The sequence below is a fragment of the Rhodococcus jostii NBRC 16295 genome, from assembly GCF_001894825.1.
GTDB lineage: Bacteria > Actinomycetota > Actinomycetes > Mycobacteriales > Mycobacteriaceae > Rhodococcus_F > Rhodococcus_F jostii.
This window is the reverse complement of record NZ_BCWY01000049.1, coordinates 55,467-73,688: the sequence shown is the minus strand read 5'-3', so window position 1 is coordinate 73,688 and position 18,222 is coordinate 55,467. Positions and strand designations below refer to the sequence as shown.

Below are 18,222 nucleotides of genomic sequence, written 5' to 3'. Positions count from 1 at the left end.
GACGGAGGCCTTGCCGTTCACCCAGACGTTGCGGTGCAACGGCGTCGAACCCATCGACGGCGAAATGTTGGCACTCTCGTCCGTCAGGTTCACCGTCACCACGGTGCCGTCAGCCAGCGTCTGCGTGATCGAACCACCGGGCAGCGGAACGAACGTATCGGCATTCGCCGCACCGACGGAGAAGAAGCCCATGGTCGCGGCAGCAGCGGCACCGACCGCAGCCAGACGCACACCGTTCTTACGGTTGATGATCATTGTTCCCTCTCAGGGATAGAAACCTCGCACACGCGAGAAAGTGGGTGGGAAGAACTGCGAAAGAGACCGAAATCAGCCGATGCTGAACGGCGCACCGTACAGAACGGTCTTCGAGTAGTCGTTACCCACGATCTCCACGACCGAGTACGACCGAGCCTGCGCGAATCCACCGCACTTCTGAACCTGCAGCTCCGCATCCTGGTACTGCAGCGCGTACACGCCGTCCTTCTTGATGTCCTTCGCCGCGATCGGCACGTACTTGATCTCACCCGAGTTCAACGGAACCGACAGCCCGAGGCTCGGCGTCAACGAAGACAGATCCGCGGAGAACGACGGGCTCGCCGACAGACCGGTGATGTCCACCTGGCAACCCACGATGTACCCGGTCGACACCCGCGAAACACCATGCGTCGTCGTCCCATTCGTACCGTTGTAGGTACCCGCATTGTTCGTCGTGCTGTTCGCGTCCGGAACCTCGGTGACCTCCTTGATGCCCTTGACATCAGCAGTCACGGTTCCCGACACCCACGCCACACGACCGGCACCATTGGAAGCCAACGACGGCGACGACAGAGCGCTCTCCGCAGTGCGCGTCAACGTCACATTCGGGCCGGCCTTCGAACCATCAGGCAGCGGGATGAAAGTATCCGCGCTCGCCGCACCAGTGGACATCAAACCGAGTGCAACAGCCGCAGCAGCACCCAGGCCTGCAATACGGGCGCCACGGCGCAGGCCGGACTTGCGGTTCTCGCTCATTCGTTCCCCTCATCAGGATTCAAGCAGGTTCCCAGCCTCGACGATCGAAACTGAGGAGTGGTCCATTTCGGGCCCAGCGCAGTATTCGCAGCAGAGGTGTCCGCAGCGTTAACTGCGGACGACCAATTGCCAGAATTTCGACACCAGAGACAAACCTCACAAGGAGGCTCGTCCGGGCAACGACGTGGCACCACGCCCCGCCCTCCATCTTCGTACTGACTCGTCAGGGACATTAACCTGAGCTAAGAACCTGGGCAACGTGATCAGCTCGTGACGCAATTGTGATGTGCCTCACAAAGTTTGAAACGGACCGTTACCTACGGGTAGCCCCGCTTTGGGACGACGCGAATGAAATCCGGGTTTACCAGTAGTTTTCCTGGCGCAACTTTTTCCGTTACTACCAACAACACTTAAATTCATCCAGATTTCAACCAGGCGGCTACCCGTGGTGAGGGGGAACCTGACGCCGAATCCACTCCTCGGACTCGTCGCGTTTGTCCACATACTGAGATGGCTCGTCCTGTCCGCGTTCGTCCGCGGTGGCGTCGGGAAAGACGTCCCCGAAGATGCGCTCGAGCCGGGCCCTGTCGATCGGGGCCCGGCTCGGAACTACCTGCTCGTCGGGCTCGCTGTGCGAGTCCGGCTCGTCGGAACGAGAAATCGCCTCAGCCTTCCAGACCGGACAACTCGGAAATGACGTGTGCCGCGAGCGGCGTCAGAGTGGCCATGCCGTCCCGGACCGCAGCGCGGGACGAGGCGAGGTTTACCACGAGTGTGCTGCCGGACACTCCGGCGAGCCCGCGGGACAGACCCGCGTCGAGCGAACCGGCGGCGAGACCGGAAGACCGGAGGGCTTCCGAGATTCCCGGAATCTCGCGGTCGAGGACCTCGGCGGTGACGTCGGGGGCCACGTCCCGGGGCGACACGCCGGTGCCGCCGACGGAGACGACGAGGTCGACGCCGCCGATGACCGCGGTGTTGAGCGCGTTGCGGATCTCCACCTCGTCGGCCGCCACCGCGACGATGGCGTCGACGATGAAGCCTGCCTCGTTCAGCAACTCTGTCACCAGGGGTCCGATGGAGTCCTTGCCGTCACCGTGAGCGGTGCGGTCGTCGACGATTACCACCAGCGCGCGGCCGGCCAGCGAGGCTTCGATGTCCATGGTCCCTACCGTAGTGGCCCCGCCCAGAACGGACTCGACCTGGCCGAGAATCCCGGTGTTCATCAGCGGCCGCCCTGTTCGGCGGTTCCGAGCGTGACGTCGACGGTCTTGGAGTTCGACCCGTTCCCGTCGGTGTAGGTGATGGACACATTGTCTCCCGGTGCGTGTGAGCGGATGGCGGCGATGAGCGCGTCACCACTGGTGATGACCCGGTCGTCGACCTTGGTGATCACCGACCCCTTCGGAATTCCCGCCTTCTCCGCCGGGCTGCCCGCCGTGACCTCGACGACGGTGGCACCGTTGGCGGCGTCCTGCGACGGGACCTGGATCCCGATGACGGCCTGGGTGGCCTTGCCGGTCTTCACCAGCTCGTCCGCGATACGCCGGGCCTGGTCGACCGGGATCGCGAAGCCGAGCCCGATGGAGCCGCTCTGCTCACCGGCACCGGAACCACCGATGCTCGCGATGGCCGTGTTGATGCCGATCAGCTGGCCGTCCATGTTGACCAGGGCGCCGCCGGAGTTGCCGGGGTTGATCGCCGCATCGGTCTGCAGGGCGTCGATGACGGTGTTCTGGTTGCCCGACTCACCGCTGGTGGAGACCGGACGGTTGAGCGCCGAGATGATGCCCTCGGTGACGGTGCCCGCCAGACCCAGCGGCGAACCGATCGCGACGACCTGCTGCCCCACCTGGACGTTGCCGGAGGTTCCCAGCTCGATCGGGGTGAGGTCGGTCTTCCCGTCCACCTTGATGACCGCGAGATCGGACACCGGGTCGGCGCCGACGAGCTTGGCGTCCGCCGTGCTGCCGTCGGAGAAGGCGACCGTGAGCTTGCCGCCCTTGGCTGCCGCGCCTGCCACGTGATTGTTGGTGAGGATCATGCCGTCGGACGAGATGACGATGCCGGATCCTTCTCCGCCGGAACCGCCTGCCGTCGCCACCTCGATCTGGACGACGCTCGGGACCACCTTGTTCGCGACTGCCTGCACCGAACCTGCCGGTGCGTTCGCGGCCGGGGTCGCGGTGTTGTTCTTGGGAGCGTCCAGGGAATTGGTCACCACGGCGCCCGTGCCGTTCCGGTCCGTGGCGAGCGACCCCACCACACCACCGATGCCACCACTCACCAGAGCGAGCGCCACAGCGCCCACGACGATGGCAGTACGGGCCGGTCGCTTGGTCACGGTCGCCGTCGATCCCTCACCGACCTGTCCGGGGCCCTGATGACCGGGGAACGGGCCCTGAGGCGCCGCGTGCTGCCCGGCCACGTGCTGGGGACCCGGATGTCCCGGACCGCCGTGCTGAGGCTGTCCGAACTGCTGTGTGGGCTGCTGCGGCGGGCCGTACGGGTTGCCCTGCGGGTAGCCGCCCGCGCCCGCGCCGTACGCCTGCTGGCCCATCGGGCCGCCCGGGTTGTGCGGGGTGGCCGGGAACGCTTCGGTCGGGTGGTGAGCCGGAGTCGACTGAGGGTGGCCCGGCTGGTCCGGGCGCGCGCCCTGGTCGCCGCCGGTGTTGTCACGGCTACCGCCGTCGTGACTGTTTCGATCTTCGGTCATCGCATCACTTCCATCTCCTGCGACCGCCCGCAGGGGCAGCCGCACCGTCTCTGTCTACGAGAGTGCCCGCTGGGACTGAGAAGGTCCTGAGACCGGCCTTTAAGTTTGCCGAGACCCTGACGCCAACGCTATTCCGCTTCGGGTTCACCCGGAAGGACGATGCGGATGAGCGCACCGCCCCGTTCGGAGACGTCCACGGCGATCGTGCCGCCGTGCTTGATCACCACCTGCCGGACGATCGCCAGCCCCAGCCCCGAGCCTGGCATCGAACGTGACGCCGTGGACCGGTAGAAGCGGTCGAACACCAGCTCCCGGTCCTCTTCGGGAATGCCCGGGCCCGCGTCGTCGACGGTCAGTTCGAGGAGGCCGTCGCCGCCCGGGGTCATCGCCACCCGTACCTGCTCACCCGTCGGACTCCACTTCGCGGCGTTGTCGAGCACGTTGAGCACCGCACGCGACAACCCGGCGTGGTCGCCGTACACGAACCACGGCACCGTGACGGCGGTGAAATCGATCTCGTTGCGGCGGCGGCGTGCCCGCTCCAGGCTCCGTTCCACCACTTCGCTGAGATCGACTCTCTCGAAGATGGTTTCCGGTGCATCCTCGCGGGCGAGGTCCACGAGGTCGCCCACCAACTGTGAGAGCTCCTCGATCTGCGCCACCACGTCGGTGCGCAGCTCAGCCATGTCCTCGTCCGGAATATGCGGCGCCCCAGGGCGACTCGACGCGATCAGCAACTCCATGTTGGTACGCAACGACGTGAGCGGCGTCCGCAGTTCGTGTCCCGCGTCGGCGACGAGGCGGCTCTGCCGCTCCCGTGATTCCGCGAGCGCCCGCAGCATGGTGTTGAAACTCTCGGTGAGCCGGGCGAGTTCGTCGTTGCCCGTCACCGGCATCGGCGTCAGGTCGTCGGTCCGGGCCACGCGTTCGGTGGCGGCGGTCAGCCGGGCGATCGGGCGCAGACCGGTGCGTCCCACCGTCGTTCCCGCCGCGGCGGCGAGGACCACGCCGCACCCGCCGACGATGAACAGCACCCAGGCCAGGCGGTCGAGCACAGCGCCGGTCGGTGCCAGCCGCTGCGCGATCACCAGCGTGCTGCCGTCCTGGGTGCGCTGCGCCAGCACCCGCTGGTTCTCCGCCGTCCGCAACGACGTGTCGCGCTCGCCGCGCGCCACGGACAGTTCGGGGTCGCCGATGGGCACGCTGGACCCCGGCGGTGTGTACGTGTCGAGGTCCGGGAAGATCAGCGCCACACTGATGTCCGTCGTGTACAACGTCGCGCCCGCGATGTAGCGGGGATCGAACGTCACGAGATTGCTGTCGATCAGCGCCGACGCGCGGGTCCGCAACTGATTGTCGACATCGGCATACAGGGCGCGCGACACCACGGCGTACGCCGCGATCGCCATCACGGCCACCGCGATCGCCACGACCGACGCCGCGAGCAGAGTGACCCGCCACCGCAACGACACCGACCGCGTCAACGGCATCGGAGGGCGCATCTCGGGCGGTAACGGAATCGGGCCTGTGGGGTGCCGGGAAATGTGGTGCGCGTCGTACTTCGCCGACCCCGACTTGCCGGCGGTCTTGTGGAACGGAACTGCCATCACGGAGGGGTCTCCCGCAGGACGTAGCCGACTCCGCGGACCGTGTGCAGCAGGCGCGTCTCCCCGTCCGCCTCCGTCTTGCGACGCAAGTACCCGACGTAGACCTCCAGCGCGTTTCCGGATGTCGGGAAGTCGTACCCCCAGACCTCCTCGAGGATGCGGCCGCGGGTGAGCACCCGGCGCGGGTTGGCCATCAGCATCTCGAGGAGCGAGAACTCGGTCCGAGTCAGGCTGATGGACCGCTCACCCCGCGTCACCTCGCGGGTGACCGGATCGAGCGTGAGGTCCTCGAACGTCATCTTCTCCGAATCGATGCCCGGTTCGGGAGCGGCGCGGCGCAACAGCGCGCGCAGCCGGGCCAGCAACTCCTCCAGGGCGAACGGCTTCGGAAGGTAGTCGTCGGCGCCGGCGTCCAGCCCCGACACCCGCTCCGACACGGAGTCGCGCGCCGTGAGCACGAGAATCGGCAGGTCGTCGCCGGTGCTCCGCAACCGGCGGCACACCTCGAGACCGTCCAGGCGCGGCATCATCACGTCGAGCACGAGCGCATCGGGACGCGCGGTCGCCACCTTCTCCAGAGCATCGATACCGTCGACGGCCAGTTCCACCGAGTACCCGTTGAAGCTCAGGGAGCGCCGTAAGGACTCCCTCACGGCGCGATCGTCGTCGACCACCAAAATGCGCATACCCGACAGTTTGGCCCGATCAACTGAGATATGTCTGAGAAGGGTTCATTCAGTGAGTGCCGACACCGGTCACTCGAGCACCCGCGGACCCGGCAGGCCCCAGTTCCGCCACAGCGCGAGCAACCGGAGCACCGACGCGAACACCGTGCCCACCACCATCGCCACATCCGTCCCGGCACCCCACTCGCTCACCACGACCACCAGCGCCGAACCGAGCAGTGCCGGCACCGCGTAGAAGTCCCGCTGCAGCAGCAGCGGGACCTCGTTCACCAGCACGTCGCGCAGGATCCCGCCCCCGATGGCCGTCGTGCCGCCGATGAGGCACGAGGCGAGCGGACTCGCCCCGTGGTCGAGCGCGATCACCGCGCCCGTGCTCGCGAACAGGCCCATGCCCAGCGCGTCCAGCACCAGGATCTCCCGGCGAAGCCGCCCGACAGTCGAGTGGAGGAAGAACACCAGCAACGACATGCCGAGCGACGTGCCGAGGTTCGGCCAGCTGCCCAGCGACGTCGGCGGATGGATGCCCAGCAGGACGTCGCGGACGATGCCGCCACCGAGCGCGGTGAAGACACCGACCACGCACACACCGAAGATGTCGAGGCGCTTCGTCACCCCGACCAGGGCGCCCGAGGCCGCGAACACCGCGATGCCCACCAGTTCCAGGATGTACAGCAGCACCCGCCAAGGTTCGCACGGGGCGGGTCATTTCCCGGCCGGGTCCACCGATCCCGGCTTCGACCTTTGTCTCCTCCTTCGTCGTCGACCCGTGAGTACTTGTTAACCGCGGGCGGTTATGAAGTACTCACGGGGCGCGTAGCGCCATCGGGTGGTTCGCTGCTCTCGCAGGGGTCTTCGTGGAATTGCCCGAACGGGTCGGGCCACGACTGCCAGCCGTCTTCGTCCGCGAGTTCGTCGTCTGTGACGAGCGCCCACTGAAGCGTGCGGTCGATCTCGGTCGGGTCGGCTGCATGCACCAGCGCGACCATCGACGTGTGCCGGTCGCCGAACCGTTCGTCCCAGCACAGTGCGGCCATCGCCCGGCGCGCGACCCCGACCTGCTCCTGTTCCTCCGGGGTCATCGCGGCCAGCCAGCGGTCGGCGCTCGCCACCCGCAATCCCCCACCGGCGGATTCGAGCCACAACGCCTCGTCAGGCTGCGTCGCCACCCATACCCGGCCACGCGACGTGACGACGCCCTCGAGCAGCACGTCGATCGCCTCGTGCAGTCGCTCGGGGTGGAACGGCCGGGTGGCGGTGAACTCGACGAGCATTACCCCGCAGTCGTGGGACAGGGGTGGCTGGCCCCGCAGCAGCGGTGAGTGGGCGTGGGTCGGTTCGCCGCGTCGTGCGTCGGCGGGGATGCGGAGCAGCAACCGCTCGATGTCGAGGGTGTCCCCGCCCCACAGGATCGGCGCTCCGGGTGCGAGCCGGGCCAGGACGGCGTGGAGCCGGGCCTGCTGCCAGCCGTCGCCGGCGCTGCCCGACACCACCAGGGCGTCGGCGTAGTCCACCTGTCCGACCGTCACCTGAGCGACGGTGCGGTCGTCGTCGAGTGCGTCGTCGCCGGTGGCGTCGGCCAGCCACGACTCCGCGTCGAGGCAGGTGACGACGCCGTCGACGCGGACATCCCGCGAGGCCGGTCCGTCGATCTGTCCCACCACCCCGGCCACCGACACGTGTTCGACCGCCCAGCAGACGGCCTCGGGTTCGAGTCGGCGGTCGAGGTGCAGCACGATGCGCTGCACCGAACTGCGGGCGTGCAGGCGACGCAGCAAGGGAAGAAGGTCCTCGCGCAGCGTGCACGAGATGCAGCCGTGCGCCAGTTCGAGGATGCCGAGGCGCTCGCGCGGTGCCCCCGACTCCAGTGTGGTGACGGTGCGGCGCACGACGCCTTCGTGGAGGAGGTCGAGGTCGTGATGGACGACGACGGTGCCGTCGCGGAGCAGCGACCGCGCCACGTCCTCGGTGCGGCCGTTCCACCCGGATACCAGGATCAGCGGCGTCCGGCCGTCGAGTATCTCACTCACGAGCACCCTTTCGATAACGATTGTCATTACGTGTTCGGAACGCTACATTGGAAATTCGTCGTTGTCGAAAATGATTGTCATCTCCCTCTCGGTGTGTCCGTGAGGGGACAGAGAGGAACGCCCCATGTCGGCGCACTGCCAGGTGACCGGACGCCAGCCAGGATTCGGCAAGTCCGTGTCGCACTCCCACAAGCGCACCAACCGGCGCTGGGATCCGAACATCCAGAAGAAGACCTATCTCCTGCCCAGCGAAGGCAGGCGGATCACCCTCACGCTCTCCGCCAAGGGCATCAAGACGATCGACCGGGACGGCATCGAGGCTGTCGTCGCCCGGATCCGCGCTCGCGGGGAAAAAATCTGATGGCTGCCCGCAACGAGATCCGCCCGATCGTGAAACTGAAGTCGACGGCAGGCACCGGGTACACGTACGTGACCCGCAAGAACCGCCGCAACGACCCGGACCGGCTGGTGATGAAGAAGTACGACCCCGTCGCGCGGAAGCACGTCGATTTCCGAGAAGAGAAGTAGAAGACACCGCACATGGCAAAGAAGTCGAAGATCGCGAAGAACGAGCGGCGCAAGATCGTCGTGGCACGCTGGGCCGAGCGCCGCGCGGAGCTGAAGGAGACGATCCGCCGACCGTCGAGCAGCGAAGACGAGCGCGCGGAGGCTCGGGCGGCACTGCAGCGTCTACCCCGCGACGCGAGTCCGGTACGATTGCGCAATCGAGACGCTGCGGATGGACGTCCGCGCGGCCACCTGAGGAAGTTCGGGCTCTCTCGCGTGCGTGTTCGCGAGATGGCGCACCGCGGGGAGCTGCCAGGCGTCCACAAGTCGAGCTGGTAAAGGAAGAAGATGGCAGTCAAGAGAGCACCGTCGAAGAAGCCGCGTCCCGTCGAGGGCCGCAAGCCCAAGAAGAACCCGTTGTTCGCGGCCAAGATCGAGCATGTCGATTACAAGGACATCAACCTCCTCCGCACGTTCATCTCGGACCGCGGCAAGATCCGTAGCCGCCGCGTCACGGGCCTGACCCCGCAGCAGCAGCGTCAGGTTGCCGTCGCCGTCAAGAACGCCCGCGAGATGGCTCTGCTGCCCTTCACGAGCCGGTAACGCACGTAGGCGAAAAGGCCGCGTAATCCTCGGATTACGCGGCCTTTTGCTGTGTCGATCAGCCGAACAGTGCCTGCATGTCGGTGATCTCCTTCTGCTGGGCGGCCACGATGTCGGTGGCCATCTGCCGGACATCCGGATTCTCACCGTCGGCCAGTTCGGTGTTCGCCATGTCGATCGCGCCCTCGTGGTGCTCGATCATCATGGTCAGCCATTGCCGGTCGAACTCCGCGCCCGACAGCGCCGTCAGGGCGTCCATCCGATCGGCCGACATCATTCCGTCGCCGTCGCCGTGCATGCCGTGCATGCCCGACGTGCCGGACGCCGGGACCGGTTGCCCCCACTGCTGGAGCCAGGTGGTCATCCGGTCCATCTCGGGTTGCTGCGCCGCCTTGATGGCGGCGGCGAGAGCGACGACGTCGGCGTTGCCGGTGTGGCCGGCGACCATGTCGGCCATCTCGATCGCCTGGGCGTGATGGGGATACATCCCGTCCAGGAACGCGACGTCGGCATCGTTGAAATGCGCCTGTGATTCGGCCGCGGACGTCGTGGGCGTCGACGGTGCGGCGGACGAGTCGGACGCGCCGGTGCTGCAGCCGGCGAGGACGAGAACGGCGCCTGCCGCGGCGGCGATCAGGGCAGTCTTGGTGGTACGCATGAGGAACTCCTCGAGATCAAATTCGGAATATGACAGTCGGAGCCGCCGGGGCACACGGCCCCGGGCTCCCCGTCACACCCGCAGAATCGAGAGTTCGGCCAGCGACAACACCGTCCACGATGGTGGTCCGCGGCCCGACTGCACGCGGTCGACACTCACCCGCGACCGTCGCGCCACGGGATCCCCCGCATGCCACCACAGCAACATCACCGACGTCAGCGCTACGACGACCACGATCACGCCGGCGCACTGATGTCCGGTGAGGTGCGGTTGCTCGCAGCCGTCACCACCGCAGTCGTGGGGGTCTTCGGTGTGCGACGCGGTGATCGAGGGCTGCTCATGTGTCGCGGCGATCGCGGTCGGGGCGATCAGGCTGTGCATCAGGAGCACACCGGCGGCGAGAGTGAGTAGCAAAGCCGCGCGCGCCACGAGTGTGCGCCTCCGCACTGCTGCCGTCTCCACGCCACCACTGTAACCGGACATACCCATTGGGGGTACCCGGGCACGTGAGTGGCAATGCGTGCCCCGGGACGCGAAAACACTCACATGGGGGTGTGGGCGAGGATCTCCAGACCCTGCTGCTCGAGTCCGCCGATGGTGTCGGTGAGGATGACGAGCCCGCGATCGTTCTCGCGGTCGAGGACGACGGTGCACTGGAAGCCGCCCGTCGCACCGCCGTGCAGTGTGTAGTCGCGGCCTTCGAACGGGACGATCGACCACGTCAGCGCACGATAGTTGTCGCCGATCCAGCGCGCGTCCATGGCCGTGCTCCCGGGGACGATGCCGTCGAGGAGCGCCCGGACGTACCGCGACATGTCGTTCGCCGTGGACCGCAACCCGCCGGCAGGGGCGTACGCGTCGAGCGGCCACGGGTCCTGCGACCTGTGCAGGACGTCGAACCCGCGGGTCACGTCCGCGGGCAGGTCGGCGGTGGTGAGCGGCATCCACGACTGCGACAGTCCGAGCGGGACGAGCATGCGCTCGCGGAGCAGCGACGGGTAGTCGGTGTGCGCGGCCGCGGCCAGCGCCTGGCCGAGCAACGCGAAGCCGACGGTCGAGTACGAGTACACGCCGCGGGTCGTGAGCGGCGCCGACTGCAGTTGCTGCAGCAGGGTGTCACGGTCGTAGGTGAACGGGTTGGACGCGACCATCCAGTGCCCGACAGCCAGCACGGTGTCGGTGCTCATCGGGAACTGCGACAGCCCGGACGTGTGGGATGCGAGTTCGAGCAACGTCACGTCGCCGACCGGTGCACCCTGCAGCGGCAGCAGGTCCCCGACCTTCGTGTCTTCCCGCACCTCGCCCCGGCCGACGGCGTCGACGAACAGTTCGGCGGTGAACGTCTTGGTGACGGAACCGATCTCGAAGTCGGTGTCTTCGGTCGCCCCGAAGTTCGCGAACCGGGTGCCGGACGCGTCGATGTACGCGACGCTCACGTTCTCGCGGTAGCTACGTCCGAGGACCTGCCCGGCGAGGGCGATCAGGTGCGGGTCGCCACTCGACGGCGGGGCCAGCGCCGACGCCACCGGGGCCGCACCCCAGGCGAGGGTCCAGGCGCAGAGCAGCGCACAGAAGACGGTCGTTCGACGCAGCATTGCGGCTCCTCGGGCACGGCGGAACGCGCGTGCAGACGGTCTCCCCGACCGGAGGCAATTGTCACCCACCCGAACGCCGGGCACTAGACTTCGGAAGGTTTGCCGACACGAGGCCGACCTGTCGAGGAGGTGCCCCGCAGCGTGTCGGGAGTGGTTGCGGGATTCACCGTCATATTCGTGATCATCGCGATCGGCTACATTCTCGGCCGGCGCGGGACGCTGGGCGCGGAGGGCGAATCCGTCCTGGGCAGGCTGGTGTTCTTCGTCGCCACACCGGCGCTGCTGTTCGATTCGCTCGCATCGTCCGACCTCTCCGTGATTTTCTCGCCCACCCTGGCCGTCGCGTCGGCCACGGCTTTGACGGTCGGCGCACTGTACATGGTGGTCGCGAAGGTGTGGCTACGCAGGTCCCTTCCGGAACTGACGATCGGCGCGCTGTCGGCGTCGTACGTGAACTCCGCGAATCTCGGCATTCCCATCGCCGTCTTCGTGCTCGGCGACGCCTCGTTCGTGGCTCCGCTGCTGCTGTTCCAGATCATCGCGTACTCCCCGATCGCCCTCACCATCCTCGACGTCACGACGCTCCGGCGCGGCGCCTCACGGCTCGAGACGGTCACAGCGCCGTTCAAGAACCCGATCGTCGTGGCGGGCGCCGCGGGACTGCTGATCGCACTCGTCGGCTGGACACCACCCGAGGCACTGATGCAGCCGTTCCGGCTCATGGGCGGCGCGTCGGTGCCGGGTGCGCTGCTGGCGTTCGGCATCTCGCTGTACGGGGTGCGGGTGCTGGAGAAGGGGACCAGTCCGCGGCGGGACGTCGCGCTGGCGTCGGTGCTGAAGATCGTCGTGCAGCCGGTGTTGGCCTACCTGATGGCGCGGTACCTGCTCGGGCTCGACGGCCACGAACTGTTCGCCATCGTGGTGGTGGCGACACTGCCGACGGCGCAGAACGTCTTCGTGTACGCCAGCCGGTACGGGGTGGGAACGGTGCTGGCCCGCGACACCGCGTTCGTCACGACTTTGGCTGCGATTCCGGGGATTGCGCTGGTCTCCGGCCTGCTCGCGGGATGAGGTTACCGTGGCTTATGCGCGTAATCGCCCTCGCAGTGCTGGCCTGCCTCGCCCTCGCCGGATGCGGGTCCGGTTCGAGCACCGACGAACCGACGATTCCCCCGGAGATCGCGTCCGCAGTCGATCCGAGTCCCACCAACCCGTCCTCGGGGATGCCCATTCCCTCCGAAGTGCCCGGCGACGAGTTCGGCACCGTCTTCGAACCACGCCCCGACATCGTCCGGGCCAATCCGACACCGTTCGAGTCGTGGTCGCGCGCGGACGGCAACAAGGTGGCAATCCACTTCGTCACCGGAACCCCGGAGTGTTACGGCGCCGACGCGACGGTCGCCGAGACGGACACCACCGTCACGATCTCGCTGCGCACCGGCACACTGCCGGAGGCGGCCGACAAGATGTGCATCCTCGTCGCGGTGTTCGGCACCCTCGAGGTCCAGTTGCAGGCGCCACTCGGCAATCGCCAGGTGATCAACGGGTGACCTGGTGAAGCACTGGTTCCCCAATGTCTGCATCGCCACTGCTCTCCTCCAGGCCGTCTATCACGCTGTCCGCGTGCTCGTTTCCTACCGCGTTCTCGCGCTCGGCGGCGACGCTGTCACGATCGGCGTCGTCACTGCCCTGTTCTCGCTGGCGCCCCTCCTCGTCGCGGTCCGGATCGGACGCGCCGTGGACCGGCGGCACGCCGCCGCGGTCCTGCGGACCGGTGTGCTGCTGACGGCGCTGGGTGTTCTGGTGATCGCGGCGAGCGGCGACCTGATCGTCCTCGCGCTGGGCAACGTCGTCCTCGGGTTCGGGCAGATCCTCGTGACCGTCGCCGGACAGGGGTTCATCACGCTCCTCTCCCCACCGGGTGAACTGGACCGGGGGTTCGCCGGATTGACGCTCGGCGTCTCGATGGGACAGGCCGTCGGCGTCCCGCTCGTCGGTCTGATCGCGGCGGGCAGCTCGGGAGGCGGCGTCGTCCAGACCACTCTCGCGTTGACGGTGATGGGTGTGGTGTCGCTGGCCGCGATCCCGTTCGCCTGGCCGATTCGCGAACGCCCGCAGACCGCGGAGTCGCCGTCGCCCGGCGACCGGCAGTCCGTGTTCAGCATGATCTCGACGACCGGGATGCGGCCTGCGGTATTCAGCAGTCTGATCGTGCTGGCATCGGTCGACGTCGTCGTCGCGTATCTCCCGGTGCTCGGGCACGAGTTCGGTTTCAGCGTCCTCCTGGTGACGTTGCTGCTGACCGCACGCACCGCGGCGTCCATCGTGTCGCGCGCGTTCCTCCCGTGGCTGCTCACCCGGGTGCCGCGGCGCAGACTGCTGATCTCGGCCACGCTGTGCTCGGCGCTGCCCACCGCGCTGCTGCCGTTCGTGTCCGACCCGGTCGGGATGGCGCTGCTCCTCGTCGTGGCCGGATTCTTCTGGGGCATCGGCCAACCGCTGACCATGACGTGGGTGGCCGGACTCGTCACCGCCGCGAACCGGGCGGCCGCGTTGTCGCTGCGGCTGACCGGCAACCGGCTCGGGCAGGTCCTGATTCCGCTGGCCGCGGGCGCCGCGGCCGGGGTCGCGGGCACGTCGTCGATCTTCGTGATCACCGGCGGCCTGCTGGGTACCGCGGCGGTTTCCACCTGGCGAGCTGTGAGTACTTCTTAACCTGGATCCACCGATGGGGTGTTGGTCGGGTGACGGATCCGGTTGTGGGCGTTGGTGAGCTCTATGGGTGTGGGTGATCGTCCAACCGCGGTGTCGGATTGTTCCACTGGGTCTTTCGGGTCGGGGCCGGGGGTGGCCGGGCGGACTAGGTGGCCTGCGGTTTTCGTCTCCAGGTGTTGGTGAAGAGTTGGTTCCATTCGGTTGCCCAGGGCCAGTTCCGAGGCAAATGCAGGGTGAGACGGCGTGCCGAGGAAGCGATCCGAGCCGGGACGGTTATGAGGGTGCGGCGAATGGTGGCGGTCGTCGCCTTGGCCAGCCGTGTGCCGGCGATGGTGGCGGCAGCGCGGGTGAGGTTGAACGCCATCACCGCCAGCACCAGCCAGGCACTGTTGGCGGCGAACCGCCCCGAGGGCAGGTGCGCGAGCGCACAATTCTTCAGATCGGCGTGAACCTGCTCGATGATCGCGTGCCCGCGATGCACCTTGTCCGCGGTCACCGTGTCCAGCATCGCCGGGTCGGTAGGGTGAAGAACGCGTGGAAACGCCACGTATCGAACAAGCCGCTCTGCCCGTCCCCGGCCTGGGGATTGAGGTCGGGGATGCGGCGCACCACCAACCGGCCGGTGTCCGCTCGGACGCGAGCCGAGTGAAGGCGGTGAAGTCGATCTCGGCGACCTCGGCCCGGGGGATCCACCGGCCGCTCGGTTCGTCGTAGACGGCGTCGGTGTATTCGATCGGTGTCTACGCCGTCTCGTCGATGGCGGCGATCGCCGCTTTCACCTTCGCCGTCATCCGCACGGTCACCGACACATCCACCCCGGCCCGGATCGCCGCGGACACCATCTTGTGCCCGTAGAACGCCGAATCGGCCCGCACCAACACCCCACCCGGTGTGCGCGGGTGCAGGCGGCGGACTGCGGAAACGGCGTCGGTGACCATCCGCGCTGCCCCGCGCGGGGATCCGCAGCCGCCGCGGCGCAGACGCTGCCCGACAATCACCGGAGCCCGCCTGTCGTAAGTGGCGGTGGCGGTGGCGATCAACGCGTTCAACCCCTGGACCCCCGTATATCCGTAACCCGACCCCTGCTTGCCGTGCCCGTGCACCGGCACGATGGCGGGGGTACCGCCCTGCACGAAGTGCTTGGGGGAGCGTCGAGGTCGACGAGCACCCGCCCACCTGGTTCGGGACCAACGACCAGCGGTGTCCGTTCGGCCAAGCCACACAGGAATCGGGTGGCGACGGCGTCGAGTTGGCGGACGTGCCCGAAGGTGAACGACCGCAGGAACGAGCCCAGCGTCGACGGGGCATACGGGCGGTCGAACACCGTCGGCATGGCGCCGTGCCGCAACACTGCCATGTCGTTGATGTTGTCGGCGCCCGCGACCATCCCGGCGACCAGTGCGGACACCCTCCGGCCCGCATGCGCGCCCCGATAGGTCGGCACCGACACATGCACATCCGCCAAGGCTTCCAGGCCACATTGGTGTGCCAACCCGAGCGCCGGAATCAGGCCGGCCGAGGCGAGGAGGTTGCGGTCGTCGAACGCCGCGGCCTTCACCGGGCGGGTATGGGATAGTTGCACCCTAGAGATGCGTGTCGATCGAACTGGTTCTGTGAGAAGTCCAATTCTGTCAGCACGCAAGGGCATCTCGCCGTTTCGACTCACCTACCCCGACACCGCATCGGTGGATTCAGGATTAACCGCCGCGGTTAACAAGTACTCACAGGCTTCCCGATGTTAATCGAATTTCTGTGACTATCTCATAGTAGCTATTACTATCTGCGGCAGGTGGATTGGTGAGGCTTCGGAGTACCTGGGCATGTCGGTGGCGGGGTGCGTGAGGCGGCGTCGAGGGTCGGTTGCCGTCTCGGCGTACCGGTGCGGGCACCGGATATTTGATCGCGCGGATCTGGACGTTGACCTGGGCAGGCCCGCGACGGGTTCGGTGGCGCCGGGAACGGGTGGAAGCGCTGTATTACCCGGTGCCGGACTCCGCAGGGCAAGAGTCATCGCTGGAAAACCGGGCGAGACCGGTTGGCCGGGTTCGTTGGTGGCGTGGATCGAGCGTTCTTTGTCGTAGGCGGGGGTTACTGTCCGGGTTGGGCGCGATCGGGGCGACATGTTGCTGGTAAAGGAGCTGGTGGATGACTTCATGGGTGTTGTTGGTGTCGCTTCCCGGCGGTGCTGCCGGCCGCGGAATCAGCGCAGGCGGCGGGGCGACGCCTCAGCACGGTGGGGGTCGGGGTAACCGATGAGTACCAGCGGGGATCGTCGGACTGCGGTTGCTGCGCGGCAGTTTTCGGTGACCACCCGCGCCCATGTGGCGGTCGACGACGCGACCGGCGAGCCGATCGGCCTCGACGACGTCGACACCCGGGTGGGGTGGCTGCTCAACCTGATTGCCAGTGCCGGTGGCGAGTTGGTGTCACGACTGTGGCAGCCGGCGACGTTCGATCTGCTCGCCGCCGGCCTGGACCGCCAGGACCGCAGGCTGCCCGCACAGGGCCATGTCGCCGCGGCCCGCCTCGGCTGGACTCCGATCTACCCGGACGGAATCTATGTGCCGTCACGGGTCACGCGGGTGGTGACGGCGCAGGTGATGGCGACCCTGCGGACCCTGGCCTACCGGGATGCCGCGATCACGGCGCTGTCGGCCCGATTCGACCCGGCCACCGGGGCTGTGGCACCGCCGACCGGGCCGGGCGACGCTGTGCCGTCGGGTTTCGCTCGAGGAGTACGACGCCAGCTCGCCGCACACGCCCGCCGCACCGACGGGGCGCAGTCGACCCGATTGCGGATCACCGACGTGCAGGGACCACCCCGGATGGCGGCGATGGCCCAACTGTCGGCCGCCGATCGGCAACTCGCGCAGATCACCGTGGCGGAGCGTGAGCTGGTGTTGACGGTGAAGCTGCCGACCTGCCCGACCCCGGCCGGGCGGGCGCAGTGGCGCAGTGTCCGGCTGACCGCGACCATCCCCGAGCATCTATACGGCAGGGCGATCACCGACTGGCATCTGCCGACCCTGGTCCTCGACCACCGGGGCTTGCTGTGGCGGTGCGCGGCCACCGAACTCGTCCCGGCAGCCGACCTGGACTCGGCCACGGTCGCTGTGGGGGTGGATTGGTCACCGACCACTCTGGGTGCCGCCGCCATCGTGGCAGAGGGTTCCGGCGGGTTGTCCTCGAACTTCCGGGGTTGGACCTACGACGACCGCGGCCTCGGGATCAAACTGGCGCGCCTGCAAGCGGAGGGGCAGCTGCTGCACGCCAAGGCGGCCCGGTTGACACGGCTGTCCGCCACCGCCCCACCCGAGGTCCGCGCCGAGTTGGAGGAGAAGATCGCCGTCCTCGACGCGCACCGCACCGCGGTGGGTATCAAGAGGGGGAAGATCAACCGGGAACTGGCCTTCGACTTCGCCCGGCAGGTCACCGAGTACGCCGCCGCGGCGGGCGCGCAGGTGATCGCGGTGGAGGATCTCACCACCCTCGAGACCCGCGGACACGGACGGGTGAACAACAATCGGGCCGCGCAGTCCGCCCGCCGCCAAGCGGCCACCGCGCTCGCGCACACCGCCGCAGGTCTCGGCATCACGGTGGTCTCGGTGCCCGCCCGGGGATCCTCCGCACAGTGTCCGGGCTGCGACGAACCGCTCTCCCGCCCCGGCGGCTATCACGACGCGTGGTGTCCTCGCTGCCGGGTCGGTGGTAACCGCGACCACGTGGCGGGGGTGAACCTGGCCAAACGCGCATTGCTCGGCAAGAACAACGTCACTCGTCGGCGGGGGCAGATGCCCGCGGTCCGGGCGGCCAAACATGCGCTAGTGCGCCAGTGCCGGGACAAGCACGGTCCCACCCCGAGCAGACCACGGCACCGCCGGGTCCGCCGCAGCCTCCCTGACGTGACACAGCGGTTGGGGGTGAATCCGAAACAGCATGTTCCTGCACCACAAGCGTCGGTGTGGGACACGGTCAAACCCACACCACCGCACGGTGATACCGGTAGCCGCGACACACGTACATCTCAGGCGTCCGCCATACTAGTGGCAGATAGTGTGAGATCTACGTAGACGCTCCGAAACGTCGCGTCCGTCGCC

Annotated in this window: 19 protein-coding genes and 1 pseudogene; 8 read left to right on the top strand and 12 right to left on the bottom strand. The window is 67.6% G+C overall.

The window, feature by feature from the left end:
- The 8 genes from RJ1_RS27830 to mrf all read right to left on the bottom strand — a co-directional run.
- Positions 1-255, bottom strand: a 255-nt coding sequence (locus RJ1_RS27830; RefSeq protein ID WP_174695027.1) for an MspA family porin, incomplete at its 3' end; no start/stop codon positions are given.
- A gap of 72 nt (positions 256-327) precedes the next feature.
- Positions 328-1,011 carry an MspA family porin gene (locus RJ1_RS27825; RefSeq protein ID WP_073365752.1) on the bottom strand — a complete coding sequence of 228 codons (684 nt, stop codon included), beginning with the start codon at positions 1,009-1,011 and terminating at the stop codon, positions 328-330.
- 665 nt (positions 1,012-1,676) lie between these two features.
- On the bottom strand, positions 1,677-2,237 hold the full coding sequence (locus RJ1_RS27815) for a MogA/MoaB family molybdenum cofactor biosynthesis protein (RefSeq protein WP_073365751.1): 561 nt from the start codon (positions 2,235-2,237) through the stop codon (positions 1,677-1,679).
- Complete coding sequence (locus RJ1_RS27810; protein WP_073365750.1) at positions 2,237-3,727, bottom strand: trypsin-like peptidase domain-containing protein; 1,491 nt, start codon at positions 3,725-3,727, stop codon at positions 2,237-2,239. Before RJ1_RS27810 ends, RJ1_RS27815 begins: the two co-directional genes overlap by 1 nt.
- A 128-nt stretch (positions 3,728-3,855) precedes the next feature.
- Entirely contained in the window at positions 3,856-5,334 is a 1,479-nt protein-coding gene (locus RJ1_RS27805) for a sensor histidine kinase (RefSeq protein ID WP_073365749.1), read from the bottom strand.
- Positions 5,334-6,020: a response regulator transcription factor gene (locus RJ1_RS27800; protein WP_073365748.1), complete on the bottom strand. Its 687-nt coding sequence runs from the start codon at positions 6,018-6,020 to the stop codon at positions 5,334-5,336. The genes RJ1_RS27805 and RJ1_RS27800 overlap by 1 nt, the downstream gene beginning before the upstream one ends.
- Positions 6,021-6,089: 69 nt before the next feature.
- On the bottom strand, positions 6,090-6,698 hold the full coding sequence (locus RJ1_RS27795; protein WP_073365747.1) for a trimeric intracellular cation channel family protein: 609 nt from the start codon (positions 6,696-6,698) through the stop codon (positions 6,090-6,092).
- Between the two features lie 113 nt (positions 6,699-6,811).
- Positions 6,812-8,074, bottom strand: a complete 1,263-nt coding sequence (gene mrf, locus RJ1_RS27790; protein WP_073365746.1) for a ribosome hibernation factor-recruiting GTPase MRF — start codon at positions 8,072-8,074, stop codon at positions 6,812-6,814.
- Positions 8,075-8,171: 97 nt separating this feature from the next.
- Between mrf and rpmB the strand changes: the two genes are divergently transcribed.
- Genes rpmB through rpsR form a run of 4 tightly spaced genes read left to right on the top strand, consistent with a single transcriptional unit; the run spans position 8,172 to position 9,157 of the window.
- The gene (gene rpmB / locus RJ1_RS27785) at positions 8,172-8,408 is read left to right on the top strand and encodes a 50S ribosomal protein L28 (protein WP_073365745.1); all 237 of its coding nucleotides are present in this window, start codon (positions 8,172-8,174) and stop codon (positions 8,406-8,408) included.
- On the top strand, positions 8,408-8,575 hold the full coding sequence (rpmG, locus tag RJ1_RS27780) for a 50S ribosomal protein L33 (RefSeq protein ID WP_073365744.1): 168 nt from the start codon (positions 8,408-8,410) through the stop codon (positions 8,573-8,575). Before rpmB ends, rpmG begins: the two co-directional genes overlap by 1 nt.
- 12 nt (positions 8,576-8,587) lie before the next feature.
- Entirely contained in the window at positions 8,588-8,893 is a 306-nt protein-coding gene (gene rpsN, locus RJ1_RS27775) for a 30S ribosomal protein S14 (RefSeq protein WP_073365743.1), read from the top strand.
- Between the two features lie 9 nt (positions 8,894-8,902).
- Positions 8,903-9,157 (top strand): 30S ribosomal protein S18, encoded by a 255-nt coding sequence (rpsR, locus tag RJ1_RS27770; protein WP_009478875.1) that lies wholly within the window; start codon positions 8,903-8,905, stop codon positions 9,155-9,157.
- Between the two features lie 58 nt (positions 9,158-9,215).
- Here rpsR and RJ1_RS27765 read toward each other — a convergent pair whose 3' ends face one another.
- From RJ1_RS27765 to RJ1_RS27755, 3 genes are all read right to left on the bottom strand, one after another.
- The gene (locus RJ1_RS27765) at positions 9,216-9,815 is read right to left on the bottom strand and encodes a DUF305 domain-containing protein (RefSeq protein WP_073365756.1); all 600 of its coding nucleotides are present in this window, start codon (positions 9,813-9,815) and stop codon (positions 9,216-9,218) included.
- Positions 9,816-9,887: 72 nt separating this feature from the next.
- The gene (locus RJ1_RS27760; RefSeq protein WP_240319946.1) at positions 9,888-10,277 is read right to left on the bottom strand and encodes a DUF6153 family protein; all 390 of its coding nucleotides are present in this window, start codon (positions 10,275-10,277) and stop codon (positions 9,888-9,890) included.
- Positions 10,278-10,357: 80 nt separating this feature from the next.
- A complete protein-coding gene (locus tag RJ1_RS27755) occupies positions 10,358-11,410 on the bottom strand; it encodes a serine hydrolase domain-containing protein (protein WP_073365741.1) in 1,053 nt (350 codons plus the stop codon).
- 141 nt (positions 11,411-11,551) lie between these two features.
- Between RJ1_RS27755 and RJ1_RS27750 the strand changes: the two genes are divergently transcribed.
- Genes RJ1_RS27750 through RJ1_RS27740 form a run of 3 tightly spaced genes read left to right on the top strand, consistent with a single transcriptional unit; the run spans position 11,552 to position 14,125 of the window.
- The gene (locus RJ1_RS27750; RefSeq protein WP_073365740.1) at positions 11,552-12,481 is read left to right on the top strand and encodes an AEC family transporter; all 930 of its coding nucleotides are present in this window, start codon (positions 11,552-11,554) and stop codon (positions 12,479-12,481) included.
- 14 nt (positions 12,482-12,495) lie between these two features.
- On the top strand, positions 12,496-12,960 hold the full coding sequence (locus RJ1_RS27745; RefSeq protein WP_073365739.1) for a hypothetical protein: 465 nt from the start codon (positions 12,496-12,498) through the stop codon (positions 12,958-12,960).
- Position 12,961: 1 nt separating this feature from the next.
- Complete coding sequence (locus RJ1_RS27740; protein ID WP_073365738.1) at positions 12,962-14,125, top strand: MFS transporter; 1,164 nt, start codon at positions 12,962-12,964, stop codon at positions 14,123-14,125.
- Between the two features lie 145 nt (positions 14,126-14,270).
- Here RJ1_RS27740 and RJ1_RS27735 read toward each other — a convergent pair.
- Positions 14,271-15,707 (bottom strand): annotated as a pseudogene (locus RJ1_RS27735) (IS1380 family transposase).
- 670 nt (positions 15,708-16,377) lie between these two features.
- Here RJ1_RS27735 and RJ1_RS27730 point away from each other — a divergent pair.
- Complete coding sequence (locus tag RJ1_RS27730; protein WP_073365737.1) at positions 16,378-18,195, top strand: zinc ribbon domain-containing protein; 1,818 nt, start codon at positions 16,378-16,380, stop codon at positions 18,193-18,195.
- Positions 18,196-18,222: the final 27 nt, after the last annotated feature.

Excerpts from the sequence above, each read along its gene's own strand:
- mrf (WP_073365746.1), bottom strand. The coding sequence starts at position 8,074 with ATGACAATCGTTATCGAAAGGGTGCTCGTGAGTGAGATACTCGACGGC.
- rpsN (WP_073365743.1), top strand. The coding sequence starts at position 8,588 with ATGGCAAAGAAGTCGAAGATCGCGAAGAACGAGCGGCGCAAGATCGTC.
- rpsR (WP_009478875.1), top strand. The coding sequence starts at position 8,903 with ATGGCAGTCAAGAGAGCACCGTCGAAGAAGCCGCGTCCCGTCGAGGGC.
- RJ1_RS27805 (WP_073365749.1), bottom strand. The coding sequence starts at position 5,334 with ATGGCAGTTCCGTTCCACAAGACCGCCGGCAAGTCGGGGTCGGCGAAG.
- RJ1_RS27815 (WP_073365751.1), bottom strand. The coding sequence starts at position 2,237 with ATGAACACCGGGATTCTCGGCCAGGTCGAGTCCGTTCTGGGCGGGGCC.
- RJ1_RS27825 (WP_073365752.1), bottom strand. The coding sequence starts at position 1,011 with ATGAGCGAGAACCGCAAGTCCGGCCTGCGCCGTGGCGCCCGTATTGCA.
- RJ1_RS27730 (WP_073365737.1), top strand. The coding sequence starts at position 16,378 with ATGAGTACCAGCGGGGATCGTCGGACTGCGGTTGCTGCGCGGCAGTTT.
- RJ1_RS27755 (WP_073365741.1), bottom strand. The coding sequence starts at position 11,410 with ATGCTGCGTCGAACGACCGTCTTCTGTGCGCTGCTCTGCGCCTGGACC.
- RJ1_RS27810 (WP_073365750.1), bottom strand. The coding sequence starts at position 3,727 with ATGACCGAAGATCGAAACAGTCACGACGGCGGTAGCCGTGACAACACC.
- RJ1_RS27800 (WP_073365748.1), bottom strand. The coding sequence starts at position 6,020 with ATGCGCATTTTGGTGGTCGACGACGATCGCGCCGTGAGGGAGTCCTTA.
- RJ1_RS27745 (WP_073365739.1), top strand. The coding sequence starts at position 12,496 with ATGCGCGTAATCGCCCTCGCAGTGCTGGCCTGCCTCGCCCTCGCCGGA.
- rpmB (WP_073365745.1), top strand. The coding sequence starts at position 8,172 with ATGTCGGCGCACTGCCAGGTGACCGGACGCCAGCCAGGATTCGGCAAG.
- rpmG (WP_073365744.1), top strand. The coding sequence starts at position 8,408 with ATGGCTGCCCGCAACGAGATCCGCCCGATCGTGAAACTGAAGTCGACG.
- RJ1_RS27765 (WP_073365756.1), bottom strand. The coding sequence starts at position 9,815 with ATGCGTACCACCAAGACTGCCCTGATCGCCGCCGCGGCAGGCGCCGTT.